Below are 24022 nucleotides of genomic sequence, written 5' to 3'. Positions count from 1 at the left end.
AGAAAAAACAACAGCAAATATGTATCTTGCTAAAAAGCTCTTGACAAATGCTAAGCGACCATTAGAATGGGAGGTGAGGAGATAAATAGAAACAAAATAAACGAAACTGCTTCATAAAATGTAAGCGGTTTCGAATACACAAAGGAGGGTTTTATGAAAAAACACTTTTGGGAGAAATCCTGTCGCTATAGCATCCGAAAGCTGACGGTTGGGACTGCTTCTGTTTTACTGGGGGCCGTTTTTCTAGTCAACCACACTGTAGCCGCAGACAGTGTTGAGGTTAAGCAAACTGAACCAACCTCTGTCGAAGCTATCACTAAGCCTGATAGTGAGCCCAAAGCAGCTGAAGCGACTGAAACTACAAATCCGTCTCTAGCCGAAAGTCCAGTAGTTTCCGAAAGCAAGCCAGCTGTGGAGACTCAGACAACAAATAGTCAAGCTAGTGAAGAAGCCATTGTAGAAGCTAAAGAAAATAAGGAACCTGAAAAAACAGATCAGCCGGTGACAAAGCAAGAAAACTATCAACTCAACTACGATCAACCAACAGCTCCCTCCTATGATGGATGGGAAAAACAAGCCCTCCCTGTCGGAAATGGAGAAATGGGAGCCAAGGTTTTCGGACTCATTGGGGAAGAGAGAATCCAGTACAACGAAAAGACCCTCTGGTCAGGAGGACCACAACCCGATAGCACCGACTATAATGGAGGAAACTACAAGGATCGTTACAAGGTCTTAGCAGAGATACGTAAAGCCCTCGAAGCTGGCGACCGCAAAAAAGCAAAACAGCTCGCTGAACAAAATCTAGTTGGACCAAACAACGCCCAGTATGGACGTTACCTAGCCTTTGGAGATATCTTCATGGTCTTTAATAACCAGAAGAAAGGACTAGATACTGTAACTGATTATCACCGTAATCTGGATATCACTGAAGCCACTACGACCACTTCTTACACCCAAGATGGGACCACCTTCAAACGCGAAACCTTCTCCAGCTATCCTGATGATGTCACTGTGACCCACTTGATCAAAAAAGGAAACAAGACACTTGACTTTACCCTTTGGAACAGCTTGACAGAAGACTTGCTTGCTAATGGCAACTACTCTTGGGAATATTCCAACTATAAGAATGGTCATGTCACTACAGATGCAAACGGAATCCTTCTAAAGGGAACTGTCAAAGATAACGGCCTCAAATTTGCATCCTATCTAGGAATTAAAACGGATGGAACAGTTACTGTTCAGAATGAGACACTAACCGTTACAGGCGCAAGTTATGCAACCCTCTACCTCAGCGCCAAAACAAACTTTGCTCAAAATCCTAAAACCAACTATCGAAAAGACATTGACCTCGAAAAAACAGTTAAAGGGATTGTAGAAGCTGCTAAGGCCAAAGACTACGAGACACTTAAAAAGGCCCATATCAAGGACTATCAAAGTCTCTTTAACCGCGTTAAACTAAACCTAGGCGGAAACAAGACTGCTCAAACGACAAAAGAGGCCCTTCAAGGCTATAACCCAGAAAAAGGGCAAAAATTGGAAGAACTCTTCTTCCAATACGGACGTTATTTACTCATCAGTTCGTCTCGTGATCGGACAGATGCTCTTCCTGCCAACCTACAAGGAGTCTGGAATGCTGTAGACAATCCACCTTGGAATGCTGACTACCACCTCAATGTCAATTTGCAAATGAACTACTGGCCTGCCTATATGAGCAATCTAGCTGAAACAGCCAAGCCAATGATTAATTACATTGACGACATGCGCTATTATGGCCGTATCGCTGCCAAGGAATACGCAGGTATCGAATCCAAAGACGGCCAAGAAAATGGTTGGCTGGTCCACACCCAGGCGACACCATTTGGCTGGACTACTCCAGGCTGGAATTACTATTGGGGTTGGTCTCCAGCTGCTAATGCTTGGATGATGCAGAACGTCTATGACTATTATAAATTCACCAAGGATGAAACCTATCTCAAAGAAAAGATTTACCCAATGCTCAAGGAAACCGCTAAGTTCTGGAACTCCTTCTTGCACTATGACAAGGCCAGTGACCGTTGGGTATCTTCTCCATCCTACTCACCAGAACACGGGACCATCACCATCGGAAATACCTTTGACCAATCGCTAGTCTGGCAGCTATTCCACGACTACATGGAAGTCGCCAACCATCTGAATGTCGACAAAGACTTAGTCACAGAGGTCAAGGCTAAATTTGACAAACTGAAACCACTTTACATCAACAAAGAGAGACGCATTAAGGAATGGTACGAGGAGGACAGTCCGCAATTCACAAATGAAGGGATTGAAAATCACCACCGTCACGTTTCCCATCTAGTTGGTCTCTTCCCAGGTACGCTCTTTAGCAAGGATCAGGCTGAATACCTAGAAGCTGCGCGTGCAACCCTCAATCACCGTGGAGATGGTGGGACTGGTTGGTCTAAAGCCAATAAAATCAACCTCTGGGCTCGTCTGCTGGACGGTAACCGTGCCCATCGCTTACTCGCTGAACAGCTCAAGTACTCAACTCTAGAAAACCTTTGGGATACGCACGCGCCTTTCCAAATCGATGGCAACTTCGGAGCAACTAGTGGGATGGCAGAAATGCTCCTCCAATCTCATACAGGCTATATTGCACCATTACCAGCCCTTCCAGATGCCTGGAAAGACGGTCAGGTTTCTGGCTTGGTTGCTCGAGGAAACTTTGAAGTTAGCATGAAGTGGAAAGATAAAAACCTGCAAAGCTTGTCCTTCCTTTCAAATGTCGGTGGAGACCTAATTGTAGACTATCCAAATATCGAAGCCAGCCAAATCAAGGTCAATGGCAAACCAGTCAAGGCAACGATCCTTAAAGATAATCGTATCCAACTGGCAACACAAAAAGGTGACGTCATTACCTTTGAACACTTCCCTGGTCGTGTAACCAGTCTAACAGCCGTTCGACAAAATGGAGTCACTGCCGAACTCACCTTTAACCAAGTAGAAGGCGCTACCCACTATGTCATCCAAAGACAAGTGAAAGACGAAACTGGCCAAACCTCTGCGACCAGAGAATTTGTAACTAATCAAACCCACTTTATTGACCGGTCACTCAATCCTCAACATGCCTACACCTATACTGTCAAGGCTATGCTGGGCGAGCTTGCCACACAAGTCTCTGAACAGGCCATTGTAGAAACCCCTAGTGAATTGATGGATGACCGAGACGTTCGTATCCAGTACGGAGCTGCCTTTGGAAACTGGGCGGACTCAGAATTATTTGGAGGAACTGAGAAATTTGCTGACCTTTCAAAAGGAGACTACACAGACGAAGACCTCACTGCCACCATTCCTTTCACTGGCGTTGGTATCGAAATCTATGGACTGAAATCATCTGAACTAGGTCTTGCCACTGCTAAAATTGATGGCAAAGAGGTCGGCGAACTTGATTTCCATACTGCTGGAGCAACTGAAAAAGGTAGTCTCATCGGTCGCTTCTCAGGATTATCTGACGGACCTCACACATTGACTCTTCGTGTTAAACGTGAGCACAAAGGACGTGGTAGTGAGCGCTCGAAAATTTCCTTAGACTACTTCAAGATCCTAGCAGGAGCAGGAAATACGATTGAAAAAATGGATGATCGTGATTCGCGCATCCAGTATGGTTCCCAGTTTAAGGACTGGTCTGACCCTGAACTCTACGGAGGTACGGAAAAATACGCGGACATCAACAACAGTGACTCTAGTGCAGCTTCAGAAGCTCAGGCAACTATTTCCTTTACAGGGACAGGCATTCGTATTTATGGCTTGAAGAGCCTTGCCCTTGGACGAGCACGTGTTACACTAGATGGCAAAGAAATGCCAAGTCTAGACTTCTACACTTCAGGTGCAACTGAAAAGAGGGCTTTTATTGGCGAATTTACAAACCTTACTGACGGTCCGCACACCCTGACACTACAAGTTGACCCAGATTCGCCAGAAGGTCGCAAGAAAATCTCTCTAGACTCCTTTGATATCATCAAAGCCCCTGCTGTTGGTATAGATAGCCCTAGCATCGCGCCTCTTAAGGAAAATGACAAAACCATTTCCTTAACCCTACCAGCTGGAGACTGGGAAGCCATCGCTGTAACCTTCCCAGGTGTCAAAGATCCTCTCGTTTTGCGTAAGGTAGATGAAACGCATCTGGTTACCAGTGGAGATCAGACTATCCTATCAATCCAAGACAATCAAGTTCAAATCCCAATCCCTGACGAAACCGATCGCAAAGCTGGAAATGCCATTGAAGCTTATACCATTCAAGGAAATACCACAAGCAGCCCTATCGTAGCCGTCTTTACTAAAAAGGATGAAAAGAAAGTCGATGAGAAGCGACCAACTACAAGCAAGGGGGACGAACCAGCTCCTACTGTTGAAATTCCGGAATACACTAAACCTATCGGGACTGCAGGGCAAGAAGTGCCACCCACTATAGATAAGCCTAAATACACTGAGCCTATCGGGACTGCAGGGCAAGAAGTGCCACCTGCTGTAGAAATTCCTGAGTACACTGAACCTATCGGAATGGCCGGACAAGAAGAGTCTCCTACTGTAGAAAAGCCTGAATACACCGAACCGATCGGAACTAGTGGAGATCAGGCTGCTCCAAGCCTTAGCCTTCCTGACTATCCAGTTCGAGTCTTAAAAGATAAGGAGACTGGAGTAGAAATCATCGGTGGAGCCAGCGACTTAGAAGGAATTTCTCACGTTTCTAGCCGACGTGTCCTAGCTCAAGAACTCTTTGGCAAGACCTATGACGCTTATGACCTACAACTTAAAAATCCAACCGATCATAGTGTACAGCCAAAAGGCGCTGTCTTGGTTCGCTTGCCTGTTTCAGCTAGCGTAGAAAACATCTACTACATCACTCCAACTAAGGAGTTGCAAGCCCTTGATTTCACCGTTCGAGACGGAAAGGTAGAATTCATCACTAATCATTTCAGTACCTATGCTGTCGTCTATCAAGCAACTGGAACAAGCTCTAACACTGAGGAAAAACCAAGTACTTCAGATGAAGAAGCCTTGGCACACGAGGCTGAACAACTTTCAGCTAGTCCGAGCCTTACTAAAGCTGGAAATCATTCTCCTAAAGAAGAACTTCCAGCAACAGGAGAAGCGTCCAACCCACTCCTCTTCTTAGCAGGACTCAGCCTAGCCCTTACAGCCACTTTTATGTTAAAAGGAAGAAAGGATGACTCCAACTAACCTTTAAACACACAAAAACAGGATGAAGATCACCTTCATCCTGTTTTATTTTGTAATCAAAAGTTAGTTTTACAGTAGGTATAAAAAGGCTAGGGTCAAGAGACTTGCTAGAAGCCCAACTCCCCAAAAGAAGAAGTCAACCTTCCACTCGCTCCAAGGATTGCCCTTGCCTGAGAATCCTCCAAGCTCAAAATGATGATGGACAGGCGTCATACGGAAAATACGCTTTCCACCACTAAGTTTGAAGTAGGTAACCTGCATCATAACAGAGCTTGTCTCAAAGACATAGATAATCCCAATCAGCAAAAGGGTCCATTCTTGGTGGAGGGCCATAGAGATTGCTGCCAACATCCCACCTAGAGCCAAACTTCCCACATCTCCCATGAAAACCTTAGCAGGCTTGTGGTTAAAGACGAAGAAACCTAGCAAACCACCAATCATGGCAAGAATCACAAGAAGGATATCCAGTTGATTTTGCATATAAGCAATCACACCGTAGGCCGATAAGCTAATCACCACTGAAATACTTGCTAAGCCGTCGATCCCGTCCGTCAAATTCACCGCATTTGAAAAGCCAACTAGCCAGAAAAGGGCAAAGAAAATATAGAAAATGCCTAGATGAACTTGGTAGCCAAAGACTGAAAGCATGTCGCCACCACGCTCATAAAAGAGGTAGAAAATCACTCCTCCAAGGAGCTGGAGAGCAAGTTTTTGCTTGGGATTTAAGCCTTCGTTAATTTTACGAAAGACCTTGAGGAAATCATCCAAAAAACCTACCAAACCATACAAAACCAAGATAAACAAAATCATGCCGACATTGTTGGTCAATTGTTGGGTAAAGAGAGCGACAAGGAAGCTCACCACTACTGCAACAATCAGGAAGACAAGACCTCCCATGGTTGGAGTCCCAGCTTTAGCTTGGTGTTGCTTGACATCCTCGTGCATCTGCTGACCCGTAATCTGTGCTTTTCGATAAAATCGGATAAAGGCTGGAATACCTATCAAGGTCAATAGAAAGGCTAGAACTCCAGCACTAATGGAACTAATCATCTTAATCTCCTAAAGTTATTTTCATTTTTTTAATGTCTTTGAGGGCTGTATTGGCACGGACACTTTGTTTCTTGACCGTTTTGCCACTACCTTCCCACTCGACTTCTATATTCAGCCATTTGGCAAATGTTTGCACATTTTCATCTGTCCAGCCGTACATATCAGGCATTTCTTCGACCTTATCTGACAGGATCAAGATCTGCTGATTGGCTTCCAAATTATCTCCTTCAGAAACCGAGAGTTCCTTGATCTTGGTTCCTGTTCCGATAACGATTGGTTGGACAAGGTTGCGACGCAATTCCTCTGCTAGGTCACCCGGAGTAAAGTCCTTGGTAGCTGGCATGGCATAGCTTGTCGTCTTGCTGACCTGATCCAAGCTCTTGGCAGTTGACTGAAGATTGAGGGATTCTTTCATAGCAGAAGCTCGCTCAAGGATTGGGTTGGCAAACTCTCCCAGCTGAACACCCGAATAATGCTCTGGCTGTTGCACCGTTACATAGAGGATAAAGTCAGGATTTTCTGCAGGATGCATCGACACAACTGAGAAGATATAGTTGGTTTCACCTGTCAGGTAGCCCCCATTCTTCTCATCGGCAATCTGAGCTGTCCCTGATTTCAGGGCAACATTTTGCCCCGGAACATTGACATTTGGTTTTCCTGTGCTGTGGTTATACATGGTACCGTAGACAGGATCTGTCCCGACCATGACCATGTGCTCCCGAGTAGAGGACGCTGCTGCTTTTGACACAGGATTTCCGACAATTTCCTTTTGAGACTTACGGACAGACTGGTCATTTGGATCATAGAGGGCACTGATAAATTTCGGCTCCAACATAACCCCATCATTAGCAATAGCTGTAAAGGCACGAAGCATCTGAGTCTGGGTAACAGAAATCCCTTGTCCAAATGAACTCATGGCGATATTGACAATGTTATCAGCAGGCAATTGACCTGTGTACTCATCCGCCAGACCAAAACGGGTCGGCACCCCAAACTTAAAGCGGTTAAGGTAGTCCAGCCAAGTTGTATCCCCCATCTTTTGCTCAAGCAAGGTCATCCCGATATTACTTGAGTGGGCAAATCCTTGAGAGAAGGTCATGGTGCCACCACTCGTCAATCCTTCATTGACGTCCCAGTCTCGAATGGTCGCATCAGCTATTTTCAATTCACTGCTGTTAAAGTATTCGCCACCAGGGAAGGTATTGTTGTCAATAGCCGAAGCTAACATCATCACCTTCATGGTTGACCCTGGCTCATAGTTACTTTGATAGAGGATATCACGCCAGACAAAGTCTTTTGTGATGCCATCCTTGGTATCAGCATTAAAGGTTGGCCGTTGGGTCGTAGCCAGGATTTCCCCTGTTTTAGCGCTAACCAAGGTAGCCGTCATATACTTGCCTTTTACCTTTTCCTGAAAGGCATCCATCTGGGTTTCCATAAAGGATTGCAAGGGACTAGAAAGGGTTGTGTACACATCCTTTCCATCTACCGTTTGTTGAGAAGCTTGATCTGTACCCGGAACAATATTTCCCAGACGATCTTTCTCATAGGTGATGATCCCATCTGTACCCGCCAGAATGCTATTTAAGGAACTCTCCAGTCCAGATGTCCCAATCAAACGTTTGGTGCCATCCTCATTTTCATGGAGTTGCGCTAAACCGATAAAGGAAGAAGCAAACTGTCCATTGGGATAACTACGGTTAGGGCTAGTTGTAAAGTCAATCCCCTCAACCCCAGCTGTTTTGAGGTCATTTTTAATAGCCATCATATTGGCATAGGTGATCCCATTTCCCTTGGTACCAAAGGATACCTGTTTTAGATCTGGCTGAGAAAGCTGTTCTTTGACATAGGACTCCTCCATATCCAAATACTTATGGAAAATTTCAGCTACCTTATTAAATTGAGAATCCTCTACATAGAGAATTTTTCCTGTTGCTGACTTGTAGGTCTTGTCAATAACGGCATAGATATTATAAGATGTCGCATCTTCTGCAATAGGTGTTCCATTACGATCGTAGATGGTTCCCCGTTTTGCAGGAATCGTCTTGGTTGTTTGATGGACCTTGTTTGCTTCTTGAACCAAGTCCTTACCAAATTTTTTACCCGTTCCGATAATGACCGCAAAGTTGACCAAAAAGACAGCGAAGAGTATGACAGCCAATAAACTCAGGCTTTTCCCTACTCTTCGACGGTTTTCTTCTGGAGATTTACGGTTACGAACGGCATAACGGATGATTTTTTCTTTCCACTGTTTCATTTCTTACTCCGCTGTTCGGATATTTTCGTTATTCAGCTGCAAATCCTTAGAGTTTGCAATTTCTTTCAAACGTTCTGAACGAATCAATTCATTGACCTCTTGCTTGGCATCGTCTAGCTCTGTTTTCTTTTCTTCGATTTGAGCATTAACCTTGGTCAATTCATTCTGAACTTGTAATAGCTTGGTCTGCATAAACACAACGCTAATTGCCAGGATAATCATTGTTGCAGCAATCGAAACATAGAAAGCCTTTTCCACACGTGAAAAACCTTTAAACTTCGTTTGCAATAACTGGCTTGTTTTTTCGATTCTTTCTGCCATGTTCTTCCTCTTACTTGTGAATTTTTCTAGCCACGCGCAACTTGGCTGAATGCGAACGATTGTTGGCTTCTAGCTCTTCAGCACTTGGCAAGATTGGCTTGCGGGAGACCAATTCCATCTTGGGCTTAAGGTCATCTGGAATGAAGGGCAAGCCTTTGGGAACTTCCACTGTTGAAGCTTCTTTGAATAATTGCTTGGTCAAACGATCTTCCAACGAATGGAAGGTAATGACCGAGATTCTACCATCCAAAGCCAGCATGTCCATGGCCTGCTGGATGGATTCATCTGCAGCGCCCAGCTCATCATTGACTTCGATTCGGATAGCCTGGAAAATCTGCTTGGCAGGGTGCCCCTTTTTCTTGAGTTCCTTAGCAGGCTTGGCCGACTTGATAATCTCTGCCAACTCCGTCGTTGTCTCAATGGGTTTCACCTCACGCGCTTGCTCAATCTTACGGGCAATCTGTTTAGAAAATTTATCCTCACCATACTTGAAAAAGATCCGAACCAGGTCATGATAGTCATAATGATTGACCACTTCATAGGCCGTCAAACTAGCTTCCTGATTCATCCGCATATCCAGTGGCGCATCCTTTTTATAAGAAAAGCCACGTTCACGCTGATCTAGCTGAGGACTGGACACTCCCAAGTCATAACAAATTCCATCAATTTCCTGGACACCAGCCTCCTGCAATCGTGCCTGCAAATGACGGAAGTTGTCCTTGATAAAGGTTACTATCCCCTTTTCGATATAGGGTGCCAACCGTTTTTGCGCATTGTCAATGGCATTCTGGTCCTGGTCGAAGGCATAGAGATGCCCTTTTTCGCTCAATTTACTTAATAAATATTCGCTATGGCCTGCTCCACCCAAAGTCGCATCAACGTAGATACCGTCAGGTTTTACGTCAAGCATATCAATCGTTTCATGAAGCAAGACCGTTACATGATGAAATTCTTTTGTCATATCCTATCTATTTTACCACAAATCTGACCAGCTTGCACTTGTCAGACAAGGCTAAGTTTCTTCGAAAATAATTCTCAAAAATATGTCATATATACTTGACATCTCATCCCCAAAAGAATATAATGTAGTCAAATATATACGACATATCAGAAAGGAGCCCCTATGAATCGTGTGAAAGAATTCCGCAAGGAACTGGGCATTTCCCAGCTCGAGCTCGCCAAAGATATCGGTGTCTCGAGACAGACCATCAACATGATTGAAAACGACAAGTACAATCCAACCCTGGAACTCTGTCTCAATCTCGCCCGCAGCCTCCAAACTGACCTCAATAGCCTCTTTTGGGAAGACGATTTTTAAAAAAGGAGCAAACAAATGAAAAAAGAAACTCTCACTGACAAACTCATCAAACGCACATACGGCATTTCTGGCCCCCTTGACGAACACAAACGGCGCGAGGCTGATCGTATCGGGAATCAGGTCTTTATCGTTCTCTTTTATCTCATGATATTTGGCAACCTCATCCCCTTTGTCCTTGCTTATAAATACCCACAAATTGTCGCTATCGGCTATCCTCTCGTAGTGTTTGGCATTTCGATGATGGCTGCCCTCTATGTGGTCTCTCAAACCAAAAAAACGGGCATAACAGCTATTGACCCCGAAATGTTAAGCAAGAAAGAAAGTAAACAGCTACATTTTCCTGGTCTAAAAGCTGGTCTGATCTATGGCATGGGCATGTTCTTTGGAATACCGCTTCTGAATGTCCTAACCAATGATAGCAAGGATTATCTTGGTTCTCTTTTAAATACAGGGCATTTTGTATCAACTATCCTAGCTACCCTCTTCTTCGGAGTGGCCATACAAATTATTGTCTCTCTTCGCATTCAAAAGGCCAAGAAAGACCAAGAAGACGACTAGGAGGTACCTTATGAAAGCACTAGCTAGACTACTGATCAGTCATGTTTTTATCAGTATCTTTGTTACCTTTTTCCTACTTTCTGGACATATTGAGCATCCTTTCTTGATTTTCTTTCTTTTATTCCTTCCTGTATTGAACAAGGGACAGAGATCCCAGAAAATCCAATCAAAAAAAATACGTCTTCTAAACGCATCTCTCTGTTTTATCCTCGTATCCTTTCCACAACTTTTAACAAATCCTATGGATTGGAGATACCTGGTATTTCTAATAATCTGTATCATTTTTAGTTTGGTTTACTTCTATACTCTCTATCAACTCTTTAAAGAAGTCAATCAAAAATCGCTCATTTAGAAGGTTACTCCCATGAAAAAAGAAGATTTCACCACTCGCTTACTTAAACTATTCTTTCACATACAAGGCCCTTTTGATGAATGTCGTCAAGAGATGATTTACAAGGCTTGTGCCCGTGCCTTGATCCAAATCGTATACTCCTCCCTCCTACTCTTCTTGTTCTATCTCCTATTTGGACGCTTCATAGAGTTGGTTCGAGATGCCATGCCCTACCTCTATTTTGGACTTATCTTCGTCCTCGCATCTAGGGCGAGACTAGCAGTTCGCGACTTACATTTAGACAAGGATGACCCGTCCGAAATCCATCACAAAAGCTACAGCAAAAGTCAAATCAACCTTCGTAGTTGGGGTGTATTCATCAGTATTCCAATTGGATTGTTTGTCTTATCAGCCTTTCACAAACTCTTTGTTCAGCATCTCCCCCTCAATACCTTTTGGGACAATCTCTCCCAGTTCGATAAAATGCTCCCTTTACTAGTCTTAGGTTTGGGAATTGGTGCCATCTTTGGAACCATGACCTACACCTTTTTATCGGAACACGTTAAAAAATAGAGCAAGATTCGCTAATTTCTCATTTTATAGGCAAAGAATCCCACCTAGTTCGTTCTAGGTGGGGTTTCCTCTTCAATTCATAGGATATTTTCCAAAATATCTACTGACCCTCGTCACCAATTCTCCCACTGGGTTTCAATCTTGACCTCACCATAGTTACTTGGCGAGTACTTGCTGTCATAAATAGAACACCAGTCTTTCAAGACTTTCTGGTTGATGATTTCGTCGTAGTAAGAATCCAAATCCTTAGCAGTGATACCGTACTGCTCTAGGTAGGATTTCACCTGAGCTTCGTCTTCGATATAACTATCCTCATTTCCTGATATCACAATCTGAATTGACTTTGTGATTGTTTTAGTATTTGGATTATATTTGTTGACCATCCATAGCTTCGTACCATCAGCTATTTTTCTCTCAAATGAAACAAACAGTTTACTATACGCTTTCTCAAAATTAAATCCAACTCTCAGTTCAAGATAATCCTCTGGAGGAGTCTTATACTTTCCTAAAGGGCTATATTTAAAATAATCTCCATCACTTGGCCAGACATCATCGATTTCAAAACCTTCTATATTTCTTAAAATATTATTTGTGCGATAGGTTTTCTCTGTTTCCTGATAGATTTCATCAAAAATGTTTTTAGGTTGTTTAGAAAAAAAGTAAAGACAAACTGATACAAGTAATACTACTATTGTTAAAACACCTAGAATTTTCTTCATAGATTTCCTCCTAGTCCGCCACGGCTTCCAAGCGGTTTAAAAACTTGGACACACCTGAATAGTTACTTTCAATATATGCTTTAATGGCATCTTCACCTTTTTCCATAATCTCTAATGGGAGGATACTAGCATAAATAGTACTTCTGACATGCTTCCAATCTTTATTTTTTAAGAATTCTCTTTCTCTCTGAGAGGAATCTTTTTGAAGATCAGCATAGTAAGAAGAGATAGCTTGGTCATAGGATTGCCCCTTTTGCATACGGCCGATAAGATTGACCGAGTCCAAATCCGCCTTGTAGTCATCTTCCCCGATGCTTGGTTTCATATCATTTGCATTAAATGTCGTGTCTCCCTCCCAGCCTGAAAGGTCCTTGACATGCTCTCTACCACCATAAAAATCAGATAACTGGAAACTACTAGGATTTAGATGAGTAGCCATAGTGATGGACTGGTGAGTGAAGTCTGCATGGCCTGCTCCGTTGTTAGAGTAAGCCTTTAGTTTCTCATCCCAAAACTTATCAAAACCTTCTTCTTTATTATAAACTTCGGAATAACGCTTTTTGAAAGTTTCATATAACTCAGGGTCCTCAGATTTTAACTTATTTGAATAACTAGCTTTCCCACTAGCCAGTTCATGTTGCAATCGAAGGTTATAATAGAGTTCTTTGGCCTTTTCTTCTTTCAACCCCAGTTCTTGGAAGATTTCAAGAAGTGGTTTTTCTACTCTCATTTTTTCAACTGTAGATGGACTGCTAACAACCTCATCAAAAAAATAATTTTTTAAATATCCTGCAGTCTCATCCCACTTTGATTCGTTGTAAGACGTCGCACCGACGACTCGCAAAAAGATATAGTCACGGAACTCTTGGCTAGAGGTTGGGAACTTCTTGTCTATCCCTTGCTTGATGGTCAAAAGCTGTTGGGCTGTCTCTGCGTCAAAGCCGTATTCTGCCATCATGGTCTGGACAAAGGCCTTCTCTTGACGGCTGAGCTTCAAGTCCTTTGTATCAGCATAGGCAGTCAGATAGTTGGCCCAAGTCAGGTCAGAGGGGACTTTAAAGACGCCTTTCTTTGCATCCCAGCTCGTTTCGATCTGGGCCAGTCCGCGACTCAACTGCACGTCGATACTGTCTAGAACATCGAAAAGTCCTCCTGAGTAGCTATCATAGGCACGCAGGTCTTTCAAAATCGTTTCATAGACACGTTTATTCGCATGGTGTCCTCGCATGAGTTCCACATTACTGCGTCTCAATCTCCCCTTTTCTTCACTATCCATGGTCAAGCTAGAAAGGGATTGGTTGACTTCATCTAGATAGGCAATCATTTGCTCTTCCTGACGGATCTTATCAAGCAGATCATCCTCACGCCAACTCTTGCTGTCGACCATCGTTTGGTAGTCTTCTGGTAATTTCTTGATAGCTTGAGAGAAAGTTTCCGCATAGAGCTGTCCCCCTTTGCTCAAGGGAAGCAAGACACTTGCAAAAAAACTTCTAGCCGAATTATAAGCATCGCCCTTTAGACTCTCCGTATCCTCTGAAAACTTTTGAATGGCTGATTGCAAGGCTTGATAAGCCTCCACCTGAGATTGACACATGGTCGCTACACTCGAACTTTGTAGTTGTGATTGTTCCAAATACATATCAATGCCCATGACGTGTCTCCTCCTCTCTTTCTAGTTCCTTGCGTCTTTCATAGTAAACCGCATCCAAGTCTCCCTCTAATCGGAACTTTTCTTTCTTCAAATCATCCATGTGGTAGGTGAGGTCCTCAAAGATTTGGTTTTTGAGTTGGTTTCTTTGCAGGAGCGTTTCTTCCAACTGTCCTGCATATCGGCTCTGATAGGCTGCCTCCCACAAATCACTTTGATAACGGTGGCTGGCTCTATCATATCCTTCAAAGGTTTCTATCAGTTCTTTAGTGCGGTAGTTCTCTTTTCCATTGTCTTCTAGCTGGTACAAGAGTTCTCGCTCTCTTTTCTTCAACTCATCTAACGTGCTCATGTATGACTCCCAAAACCATTGGCCGCAGCCTTATCTAGCGCTTCAAAATCACTCGCTACAGAGTGAAGTCTTTCGGAAGTTAGGGTGACAGCGGCTGTTATCTGACTAGCTAGATTTTGATCCTTTGTCAGACATTGATGAGCCTTGTTATTCCCTTGAAGGGTCGTTAAGTCATCCTGACTAGCCGCAGCGATCGCTGTTAACGATTGACAAGCATTTTTCAGCTGAGTCGCATATGTTTGCGCAATATTTAGATCACTTTTTACTCTTGACATGACTGTTTTATCCTTTTTCTGATTCCCTAGTGATAGGTACACTCCATTTAGCTATATAGGCCTATTATACCATGTTTCATAAAAGGAGCATCATTTTGTCCTGATTTATCTACAATTGTGTATTTTTCAACAACTTCTCTCATCCAACTCGACGAAAAGGGTAAAAACTGTTACAATGTAGAAAAAGAAAAGAGGCCCTCATGACCAGTGTATATGATTTTTCCGTTTTGAACCAAAACAACCAAGCAAATCCCCTGGAGACCTATCGTGGCAAAGTTCTCTTGATTGTCAATACTGCTACTGGATGTGGCTTAACGCCCCAGTACCAGGGGCTCCAAGACCTCTATGAACGCTATCAAGATCAGGGCTTTGAAATCCTAGATTTCCCTTGCAATCAGTTCATGGGACAAGCACCCGGCAGCGCAGAGGAAATCAATAGTTTCTGCAGCCTACACTATCAGACAACTTTCCCTCGCTTTGCCAAGATTAAGGTCAACGGCAAGGAGGCTGATCCTCTTTATGTTTGGCTAAAAGACCAGAAGTCTGGCCCGCTAGGAAAACGAATCGAATGGAATTTTGCTAAGTTTCTCATTGGTCGAGATGGGCAGGTCCTTGAGCGCTTCTCTTCTAAAACAGACCCCCAAACCATCCAAGAGTCTCTTCAAAAAATACTTTAATTTCTTTTTAAAACGTATCCTTTCATTTAGTTTGAGCCCTGAAAGGATGCGTTTTTTCTTTAAAAAGTAACTGATTTTCTTTAATTTATATTTATTTTTTTGCTTTTTGCTATTGCAATTCTTTCATTAATTTAGTATATTTGTTATATTAAAAGTTTTCAGTCATTTTAAGGGAGAAATGACCTTTTAAATTTTTTTATCTTAAAATGAAAGCGCTTTATAAACAGGAGGTAAGGTGGCTTACAAATTATCAGAGAGTTTTTTCATTAAATCAAGTTGCAACCAAGTCAGACTTGGGCTTGGGCAGTAGCTGACTGCCTTTCTAAAAACTAGGAGTATATTATGAATCGATACCTTTTTGAAAAAGGGCAAACATTTAGCATTCGGAAGTTGACTGTAGGTGTGGCATCTGTTATCGTCGGACTGGCATTTTTTGCTTCTGGAACTGTGCGTGCAGACGAAACGTCTCCTACCACGACATCCAATTTAGATCAGCAAATGAAACAAGTCGCAGATATAGAAGAGACCAAGGTTGAACCAGTCAAAGAAGAAGGCCGTGTAGAAGCTGAAAAACAAGAAACACCTATTGCCGATACCAACAGTGCTGACTTGCTCCCTGAAGACATTCAGGACCGCGCCTATCCCGACACACCTGTCAAAGAACTCGATACGACTACTATCGTTGACCAGAAAGCTAGTCCAAAAGTAGAAACTAAGAGCATTCTAAAGGACAAGGAAGAAGCTCCAAAAGAAGCTGAGAACGGAAACCGTGCCATCATTAACGGTGGACAAGACCTCAAACACATCAACTACGAGGGACAACCTGCTACTGCTGCTACTATGGTTTACAGCACTTACAACGCAGGGGAACAACGCTACCTCGTTTCAGGCTCAGGTATCTTCGTAGCCCCTAACCTGATCCTTACCGTTGCTCATAACTTCCTAGAGGCCAATAAAGAAACTGGCGAAGGTCACATTCGTGGTGGAAAATCTGCCCAGTTCTACTATAACGTTGGTTCAAACAGCGAAAAGAAAAACTCACTGCCATCCTCTGGAACTACGGTTTTATTCAGAGAAAAGGACATCCATTTCTGGAACAAGAAGGAGTTTGGAAAAGGCTATAAAAACGACCTTGCTCTTGTAGAAGCTCCTATTCCTCTTCCGATTGCTAGTCCAAACAAAGCAGCAACTTTTGCACCTTTAGCGGAGCACAAGACGCATCAGCCGGGAGAAGCCATCAGTACGATTGGCTATCCAACTGACTCGAGCTCAAAAGAATTGAAACAACCTATCCTAGCTGGTCAGCTTTACAAGGCAGATGGGACCATCCGATCTGTTGAGTCCTATGATGACAAGGGAACAACTGGTATCACCTACAAAACCACTTCTGTATCTGGTTTGTCTGGTGGCGGGATTGTCGATAGCCAAGGAAAAGTTCTGGGTGTCCATCAACACGGAACCGTTGACAATGGTGTAGCTGAAAAGGATCGCTTTGGTGGTGGACTCGTCCTTTCACCTGAACAACTGAAATGGGTTAAGGACATGATTGCCAAATATGGTGTGAAAGGCTGGTACCAAGGAGATAACGGAAATCGTTACTACTTTACTGATGAGGGGCGTATGCTTCGAAACGAAACAGCTGTGATCGGAAGCAACGAATATTCCTTCAACCAAGATGGGATTGCTACCTTGACCAAGGGAGTTGAGTACGGCCGTGTGGTTATCCAACACGAAGACGAAGAAGGAAATCCTGTCAAAGATAATGACACCTTCATCGAACAGACAGCTGTTGATTCGCCATTTGACTACAATTTCAAAAAAGAAATCGAGAAAACGGACTTCTACCAGAAGAATAAAGACAAATACGAAATTGTATCCATTGATGGCGTAGCGGTCAATAAACAACTAAAGGATGCTTGGGCTGAAGATCACAATGTTGTCAGCAAAGCGCCTGCCGGTACACGTATCATCAAGGTAGTCTATAAAGTCAACAAAGGCACCTTCAAAGTTTACTACCGTCAAAAAGGAACCACTACTGAACTAGCGGAAGCGACAGTTGATAACAATGACGGTCAAGAGTATGACGTTTCCTTTGTCAACACCTTCCATGCAAAAGACATTGCTGGCTTCCGTCCAGTCAAGGCTAGCTTGGAAGCAACTATCCAGCAAAAGGGGGTGAATGAAGTCGTCTTTGAATACGAGCCAGTCGCTGATACAGCTAATCCAACGACTCCGACTCCACCAGTGGCTCATCCAGAAGATAAAGAAACCGAAATTGGCAATCATGGACCTCTTCCAAGCAAGGCTCAACTCGATTATCACAAGGAAGAATTGGCAGCCTTCATCCACTACGGAATGAACACCTATACCAATTCTGAATGGGGAAATGGGAAAGAAGACCCTCGATACTTCAATCCAACCAACTTGGATACTGACCAATGGATTCGCACTCTGAAGGAAACTGGCTTCAAACGAACCATTATGGTGGTTAAACACCACGACGGTTTCGTTGCTTATCCATCTAAGTACACCAACCATACCGTAGCTGCTAGCCCATGGAAAGATGGAAAGGGTGACCTTCTCGAAGAAGTTTCCAAGTCTGCTAGCAAGTACGACATGAATATGGGTGTATACTTGTCACCATGGGATGCTAATCATCCAAAATACCATGTCGCAACCGAAAAAGAATACAACCAATACTATCTCAACCAACTGAAAGAAATCCTTGGTAATCCGAAATACGGTAACAAAGGGAAATTTATCGAGGTTTGGATGGACGGTGCGCGTGGTAGCGGTGCCCAAAAAGTAACCTATACCTTTGATGAATGGTTCAAATACATCAAAGAAGCCGAAGGAGATATCGCTATCTTCTCTGCTCAACCAACAAGCGTTCGCTGGATCGGAAATGAACGAGGTATCGCAGGTGACCCTGTCTGGCATAAAGTCAAAAGGGCCAACATCACAGACGATGTGAAAAACGAATACCTCAACCATGGTGACCCTGATGGTGATATGTACTCTGTAGGGGAAGCTGACGTTTCGATCCGTTCGGGCTGGTTCTATCATGACAACCAACAGCCAAAATCACTCAAAGAATTGATGGATATCTACTTCAAGTCTGTTGGCCGTGGAACCCCGCTCCTTCTCAATATTCCACCAAATAAAGAAGGAAAATTCGCCGATGCAGATGTGGCTCGCTTGAAGGAATTCAAGGCAACCCTAGATCAAATGTATGCGACTGACTTTGCCAAAGGTGCGACTGTAACAGCAAGTTCTACTCGTCAAAACCACCTTTACAAGGAAAGCCACCTCACAGACGGTAAAGATGACACCAGCTGGGCGCTCTCAAATGATGCCACAACCGGTAGCTTTACAGTCGATTTGGGGCAAAAGAGACGCTTTGACGTCGTTGAACTCAAGGAAGATATCGCCAAAGGTCAACGTATCTCTGGTTTCAAGATTGAAGTTGAAATCAACGGACGTTGGGTGACATATGGCGAAGGTTCGACCGTTGGTTACCGTCGCTTGGTTCAAGGCAAGCCTGTAGAGGCACAAAAAATTCGTGTAACCATCACTGGTGCTCAAGCAACTCCAATCTTGACCAACTTCTCAGTCTATAAGATACCAAGCAGCATTGAAAAGACAGATGGCTACCCTCTTGGACTGGAATACCACTCAAACACAACGGCAGATACAGCCGGAACAACTTGGTACAATGAATCTGAAGGTGTTCGTGGCACTTCTATGTGGACCAATCAAAAAGATGCCAAAGTAAGCTATACCTTCACAGGAACCAAGGCCTATGTCGTCTCTACAGTCGACCCAGGTCATGGAGAAATGTCCGTCTACGTTGATGGCCAAAAGGTTGCAGATGTGCAAACTAAGAATGCTAGCCGTAAACGAAGCCAAAAAGTCTTTGAGACAGGCGATTTAGCACCAGGTCAACACACTATTACCCTCGTGAACAAAACAGGTGAACCAATTGCTACAGAAGGAATCTACACCCTAAACAATGATAGCAAAGGAATGTTTGAACTCGAGTCTACCAACTACGAAGTCGAAAAAGGAAAACCCGTCACTGTTAAGATTAAACGTGTTGGTGGAAGCAAGGGGGCTGCTACTGTGCGCTTCATCACAGAACCTGGAACTGGAGTTCACGGTAAAGTTTACCAAGATACAACTCAAGATGTGACCTTTAAAGACGGAGAAACAGAAAAGACTGTGATCATCCCAACGATTGACTTTACAGAACAAGCCGACTCTATCTTTGACTTCAAAGCCAAGCTAACTTCAGTCACTGATGGTGCCCTGCTCGGTTTTGCTACCGATGCAACCATCCAAGTGATGAAAGCTGAATTGCTGATCAAGGACCAAACAAGTTATGATGATCAAGCTAGTCAGTTGGATTATAGTCCTGGCTGGCACCATGAAACCAATTCGACAGACAAGTACCAAAAAACGGAGTCTTGGGCATCCTTTGGTCGCTTAACTGATGAGCAAAAGAAAAAGACAACTGTCACAGCCTACTTCTACGGTACTGGACTTGATATCAAGGGCTATGTTGATCCAAATCATGGTATCTACAAAGTCTTCCTAGATGGCAAAGAAGTTCCTTACCAAGATGGCATGGGAAATGCTTCAACTATTGACGGTAAGAAATACTTTAGCGGTCGTGCAGCCCAACGCCAAGGCAATCAAACTCTGGTTAGCTTAAAAGGTCTGGACGAAAACTTGCACGCAGTCACCCTTCAACTAGATCCTAATCGAAATGATTTGTCTCAAAATATCGGTATTCAGGTAGACCAATTCATCACTCGTGGCGAAGGTAGTGAACTCTACAGCAAGGCAGATATCATCCAGTCTATCTCAAAATGGAAAGATGATCTGTCCAACTTTGATCCAGCAGGCTTGAAAAATACGGCTACTGCACGCCAAGCTTTCCAAGCAAATCTAGAAAAATTGAGAAACCAACTCAGTGCTGAAGCAGTGGATGTTCAAGAAGTCATGTTGACAGTCAGTGCCCTACAAGATATCCTATCCAAGGATGAGAACTATCAAAGAGGTCAAGAGGAGCCTAGTCCAGAGCAACCGGAGCAACCGGAACAGCCAGAAGAACCTGAGAAACCTGACCAACCTGAACAACCAGCTGAACCAAAACAACCGGAAATTGAGTACGATAAGGCTATGGACAGCTTGACAAAAGCTATCGAGAAAAAAGTCGCTGAGCTTGGATCCAACAAGGAAGCTAAGAAGAAATTATTAGAAATTGCTGACCAAGCCATTGCTGCAATCCAAGAAGCTAAAACTCAGGAAGCAGTCAATCAAGCGCTAGAAACTGCTCTCGAACAAATCAGCAAGCTCAAAGCAACCCAGCCTGAAAAACCAGCTGAGCCTGAAAATCCAGCTGAACCTGAGAAACCTGCTCAACCTGAAAAACCAGTTCAACCTGAAAAACCAGTTCAACCTGAAAAACCGGCTGAACCTGAGAAACCGGCGCAACCTGAGAAACCAGCGCAACCGGAACAACCAACTCAATCTGAGAAACCAGCTCAGCCTGAAAAACCTGCTGAACCTGAAAAGCCAGCTCAACCGGAACAACCTGCTCAACCGGAAACTCCAGTTCAACCTGAGAAACCTGCTGAGCCTGAGAAGCCAGCTCAACCGGAACAACCTGCTCAACCGGAAAAGCCAGCTCAGCCTGAAAAGCCGACTCAACCTGAGAAACCGGCGCAACCTGAGAAACCTGCTCAACCTGAGAAACCTGCTCAACCTGAGAAACCAATTACTTCTTCAAGTCCTGAAGAAGGGGTTAAAGACCTTGTCTTTACACTTCCAAGCTTGGAAATCGTCAATAAGGTAGTACCGTTCAAGACTATTCGTCGCGAAAATCCACAATTAGACAAAGGAAAAGAGCAAGTTCTATCAGAAGGGAAAGACGGTCTCTTAGTCGAGTATGTTGAAGTGGACGGTGACAATCGCAAGGTTCTCCAAACAGAAGCAACTCCAGCTCAAGATCGAGTGATTGAGGTAGGTAGCAAACAAAGCTCAGTTGGAACAGAAGCGCCACCAGTTGTGACTCTTCCTGAGTATGTTCTACCAAGAGAGACTGAAAAACCTGCTCCAGCCGTAACAGATAATTCATCATCAAAAGATGAAAAAGCTCCTGTTACAGCTACAATCAAAGAAGACAAGGAAAGACTACTCCCTGCAACTGGGGAACAAGAAGCAACTGCCTTCCTCTTCTTGGCAGCCATTACTTCTATCTTGTCTCTCCTCATCTTCCAAAAGAATTTCAAAGACTAGTAATCCTCTTTGATTGATTCTTTCTAATTATTCAGTTCCCCCGTTGAGAAGACCATCTGGTCTTCTCTTTTTCTATCTGTAAAATTAAAAAACATCCACAAATATACATGGATGTTTTGGTATGACTCTATAAAGTAAGATGATCATTGAAGATAGCTGTTCTCAAATCCAACTACGCTTTCAAATAAACGCTCATCTAAAAAAGAGAGTGCACCTTGTCTTACCTCATCCGAACTACCATTATAAGTTTCTGCAAGAACTCCACAGATATAGGATAGTGTTTCGAATTCCAATACCATGAGATTTTCTGACGCTCACAAGCAATCTCCCCTAAGTCAGACTTCCCTCTCCCACATCTAGTCACTGACTACTATTTTTGAGTCCAGCGTATGCATAGGTTCGATTTCTAGGAGACCCTTTTTCCGTCACCACCCTAAAATAAAAGCGATGCTCTCGCCCATCCTTGGCATTTTCCTTGTTTAAGACGAAGTAGTTCTTCTGATTCATTGCCATGGTTCGTAGGATATCATCGATCAAAAAAGTCAAGGGAACATTCAAGGCAGAGTATTTTTGAAAATCCTCTTCAAAGCGGATGTAACTATCTGAAAAATAATCCATCTGCAGTTTGTTTTCATACAACTCTTTTCTAGTCATACACTCCCTCCTCCCACAGTCGAATTTCGAGGACATCTTCTACCTCTACCAGCCTATAGCCCTCATTGGTCCTAATAGATAGAGTTTGAGGTGATAATTCGCTTACCTCGCCTACGATAGTCGTTTTTTGTTTCTTTTCCTTGACTACAAAGCATCCCTTCAGTTGCCCAACATAAAGCTGCGAAAGCAAGAGCAACTTCTCAACTGAATTCAAATTCGTTGAAAAATCAACACGATTTTTTTCTTCACCAAGCGAGCTGGTATGCTCTGAGAGGAAAAAGCCCATCCACTTCTGCATCCCTGGATCTTGATAGTCTCGCGCAGATTGAAAGGGTAAATAAGAACGATCAATCATTTTAAACCATCTAATCCTCCAGCAGAATGACCCCCAATCAGCTTGCTTCTAGCAAGACTCCTAGAGGCTTCTTCCAGTGCATTGGCCTTTAAGAGGGAGGTAAAACCAAATTGTTCCCGAATGGAGTCAATGGCTGTCTGGAGCCTTTCTTCTTTTTCTAACTTGTCAACATCATCAAAGAGGGAGATCAAACCAAAGGACTCGTCCACAAATCCTGAATAGTTGACTCCGACACTTCTGACCGCTCCAGAAGTGTATTTATTATGAAATAGCTTCAAAACATAATCCGTTAAGATAGCTGTATTATTGGTCGGTTCGACCTTCATTTGTGTGTGAATAGACGGCCTGACCTCCTGCTTAGAGAAACCAACATAGATAGAGACAAGGGTTGTTTTCTTGCCCGCCCTTCTCAGCCTAATAGCCACCTGCTCCGCCATTTCTCGGAGAATAATTTCAATATCCCGTAGCTTCACGTAATCTCTCGGCAAGATTTGAGAATTTCCTAATCCCTGAGACTTGGCTTTATAGGGCCTGTGAACATTGCTCTCATCAATCCCGTTAGCATGAAACCACAAACGCAGGCCAGCCTGACCAAGTGTTTTCTGTAGCTGGTCTGGATTACTGGTGGCCAATTCTCTGATGGAAAAAATCCCCAGAGCATGCAAGCGTTTCTCCATCCTCCTGCCAATCCCCCAAAAGTCCGTCATCTTGGGAATGGCCCAAACCTTCTCTTCCACATCCTGGTAAGACCAGTTGGCCCTCATGGTCGGAGTGTGCTTGGCCTCATTATCCAGAGCCAATTTGGCCAGTAAGGGATTGGCATTGGACATACCCACTGTAGAGTAGATCCCTGTCTGCCTCCAAATATCCCTCTGAATACGAGCAGAAAGCAGATCCAGCTTGTCTTTGCGAGAGATACTCTTGTCTGGGATGAAATAGTTGAGCGAACTAGTCAGATCGATAAATCCCTCATCGATAGAGTAGGGATAAATATCATCTGGACTGCCATAATTTTGAAAGATTCGCTGGATTTCCATATTGACCGCTATGTATTCATCCATCCTAGGTGGCACAACCAAAGTCACTTGAGCCCAATCTTCGATGTAGCGAACATAGTCTGAGTCAGTAGGCAAGCCTTGCTTTCGAGCATTGTAATAAGAAAATTTACGCGTTTTGATATCAAAAGGCAGATCATAGGCCCGACCAACATTGGACTTGCCAAAAATCTTCTTAAACATGGGAGAGGAAGCTAAGATAAGACCAGTAGAATTATCCGCGCGACTCATGACACAAAGCGAGGTCTTTAGCGGATGCAACCCCCGTTTCACACACTCAACACTGGCATAAAAGGATTTCATGTCGACAAAGGCAATATCACTTTTGGGCTCTCTGGAATAATCAAAGTAGCCCATAG

At 43.6% G+C, this 24022-nt stretch carries 19 protein-coding genes; 7 read left to right on the top strand and 12 right to left on the bottom strand.

The genetic code is table 11. The annotated features are described in order from the left end of the window. The first annotated feature begins 153 nt into the window (after nucleotides 1-153). The gene (locus CO686_RS00930) at nucleotides 154-5217 is read left to right on the top strand and encodes an SIALI-17 repeat-containing surface protein (RefSeq protein WP_096753403.1); all 5064 of its coding nucleotides are present in this window, start codon (nucleotides 154-156) and stop codon (nucleotides 5215-5217) included. A gap of 69 nt (nucleotides 5218-5286) precedes the next feature. On the opposite strand, the gene mraY is transcribed toward CO686_RS00930, so the two are convergent. Genes mraY through rsmH form a run of 4 tightly spaced genes read right to left on the bottom strand, consistent with a single transcriptional unit; the run spans nucleotide 5287 to nucleotide 9806 of the window. Further along, entirely contained in the window at nucleotides 5287-6267 is a 981-nt protein-coding gene (gene mraY / locus CO686_RS00925; protein WP_000625795.1) for a phospho-N-acetylmuramoyl-pentapeptide-transferase, read from the bottom strand. Between the two features lies 1 nt (nucleotide 6268). Further along, nucleotides 6269-8524: a penicillin-binding protein PBP2X gene (pbp2x, locus tag CO686_RS00920; RefSeq protein WP_049550446.1), complete on the bottom strand. Its 2256-nt coding sequence runs from the start codon at nucleotides 8522-8524 to the stop codon at nucleotides 6269-6271. Between the two features lie 3 nt (nucleotides 8525-8527). After that, complete coding sequence (ftsL, locus tag CO686_RS00915; protein WP_049550447.1) at nucleotides 8528-8845, bottom strand: cell division protein FtsL; 318 nt, start codon at nucleotides 8843-8845, stop codon at nucleotides 8528-8530. Nucleotides 8846-8855: 10 nt separating this feature from the next. Then, on the bottom strand, nucleotides 8856-9806 hold the full coding sequence (gene rsmH / locus CO686_RS00910) for a 16S rRNA (cytosine(1402)-N(4))-methyltransferase RsmH (protein ID WP_096753402.1): 951 nt from the start codon (nucleotides 9804-9806) through the stop codon (nucleotides 8856-8858). A 162-nt stretch (nucleotides 9807-9968) separates the two neighbouring features. On the opposite strand from rsmH, the gene CO686_RS00905 reads away from it, so the two are divergent. The 4 genes from CO686_RS00905 to CO686_RS00890 are packed head-to-tail and all read left to right on the top strand — an operon-like array spanning nucleotide 9969 to nucleotide 11625. Then, nucleotides 9969-10163, top strand: coding sequence for a helix-turn-helix transcriptional regulator (locus tag CO686_RS00905; protein ID WP_001082470.1), 195 nt, complete (start codon nucleotides 9969-9971; stop codon nucleotides 10161-10163). A 15-nt stretch (nucleotides 10164-10178) separates the two neighbouring features. Continuing rightward, complete coding sequence (locus CO686_RS00900; RefSeq protein WP_096753401.1) at nucleotides 10179-10721, top strand: DUF3278 domain-containing protein; 543 nt, start codon at nucleotides 10179-10181, stop codon at nucleotides 10719-10721. A 10-nt stretch (nucleotides 10722-10731) separates the two neighbouring features. Beyond that, nucleotides 10732-11073: a hypothetical protein gene (locus CO686_RS10410; protein ID WP_070536069.1), complete on the top strand. Its 342-nt coding sequence runs from the start codon at nucleotides 10732-10734 to the stop codon at nucleotides 11071-11073. 12 nt (nucleotides 11074-11085) lie between these two features. Then, nucleotides 11086-11625, top strand: a complete 540-nt coding sequence (locus CO686_RS00890; protein ID WP_070536074.1) for a DUF3278 domain-containing protein — start codon at nucleotides 11086-11088, stop codon at nucleotides 11623-11625. Nucleotides 11626-11738: 113 nt separating this feature from the next. Here the strand turns inward: CO686_RS00890 and CO686_RS00885 are convergent, their stop codons facing one another. Genes CO686_RS00885 through CO686_RS00870 form a run of 4 tightly spaced genes read right to left on the bottom strand, consistent with a single transcriptional unit; the run spans nucleotide 11739 to nucleotide 14619 of the window. Further along, on the bottom strand, nucleotides 11739-12344 hold the full coding sequence (locus CO686_RS00885) for a TipC family immunity protein (protein ID WP_096753400.1): 606 nt from the start codon (nucleotides 12342-12344) through the stop codon (nucleotides 11739-11741). A gap of 10 nt (nucleotides 12345-12354) precedes the next feature. Beyond that, nucleotides 12355-13995, bottom strand: coding sequence for an LXG domain-containing protein (locus CO686_RS00880; protein ID WP_096753399.1), 1641 nt, complete (start codon nucleotides 13993-13995; stop codon nucleotides 12355-12357). Continuing rightward, nucleotides 13985-14344: a DUF3958 family protein gene (locus CO686_RS00875; RefSeq protein ID WP_096753398.1), complete on the bottom strand. Its 360-nt coding sequence runs from the start codon at nucleotides 14342-14344 to the stop codon at nucleotides 13985-13987. Before CO686_RS00875 ends, CO686_RS00880 begins: the two co-directional genes overlap by 11 nt. Further along, nucleotides 14341-14619, bottom strand: coding sequence for a TIGR04197 family type VII secretion effector (locus CO686_RS00870; RefSeq protein ID WP_096753397.1), 279 nt, complete (start codon nucleotides 14617-14619; stop codon nucleotides 14341-14343). The genes CO686_RS00875 and CO686_RS00870 overlap by 4 nt, the downstream gene beginning before the upstream one ends. 200 nt (nucleotides 14620-14819) lie before the next feature. Between CO686_RS00870 and CO686_RS00865 the strand changes: the two genes are divergently transcribed. Both CO686_RS00865 and CO686_RS00860 read left to right on the top strand, forming a co-directional pair. Beyond that, nucleotides 14820-15296, top strand: a complete 477-nt coding sequence (locus CO686_RS00865) for a glutathione peroxidase (RefSeq protein WP_096753396.1) — start codon at nucleotides 14820-14822, stop codon at nucleotides 15294-15296. A 342-nt stretch (nucleotides 15297-15638) separates the two neighbouring features. After that, nucleotides 15639-21599, top strand: a complete 5961-nt coding sequence (locus CO686_RS00860) for an alpha-L-fucosidase (RefSeq protein ID WP_096753395.1) — start codon at nucleotides 15639-15641, stop codon at nucleotides 21597-21599. Nucleotides 21600-21742: 143 nt separating this feature from the next. Here the strand turns inward: CO686_RS00860 and CO686_RS00855 are convergent, their stop codons facing one another. From CO686_RS00855 to CO686_RS00840, 4 genes are all read right to left on the bottom strand, one after another. Beyond that, entirely contained in the window at nucleotides 21743-21898 is a 156-nt protein-coding gene (locus tag CO686_RS00855; RefSeq protein ID WP_096753394.1) for an ADP-ribosylation/crystallin J1, read from the bottom strand. A 61-nt stretch (nucleotides 21899-21959) separates the two neighbouring features. Continuing rightward, nucleotides 21960-22253, bottom strand: a complete 294-nt coding sequence (locus CO686_RS00850; protein WP_070800525.1) for a DUF5960 family protein — start codon at nucleotides 22251-22253, stop codon at nucleotides 21960-21962. After that, on the bottom strand, nucleotides 22246-22608 hold the full coding sequence (locus CO686_RS00845) for a hypothetical protein (RefSeq protein WP_096753393.1): 363 nt from the start codon (nucleotides 22606-22608) through the stop codon (nucleotides 22246-22248). Before CO686_RS00845 ends, CO686_RS00850 begins: the two co-directional genes overlap by 8 nt. After that, nucleotides 22605-24020 (bottom strand): Y-family DNA polymerase, encoded by a 1416-nt coding sequence (locus tag CO686_RS00840; protein WP_096753392.1) that lies wholly within the window; start codon nucleotides 24018-24020, stop codon nucleotides 22605-22607. The genes CO686_RS00845 and CO686_RS00840 overlap by 4 nt, the downstream gene beginning before the upstream one ends. Nucleotides 24021-24022 lie beyond the last annotated feature (2 nt).

The organism is Streptococcus oralis (genome assembly GCF_002386345.1).
GTDB lineage: Bacteria > Bacillota > Bacilli > Lactobacillales > Streptococcaceae > Streptococcus > Streptococcus oralis_S.
Note: the sequence above shows the minus strand (reverse complement) of the source record. Positions and strands in the feature narration are given on the sequence as shown.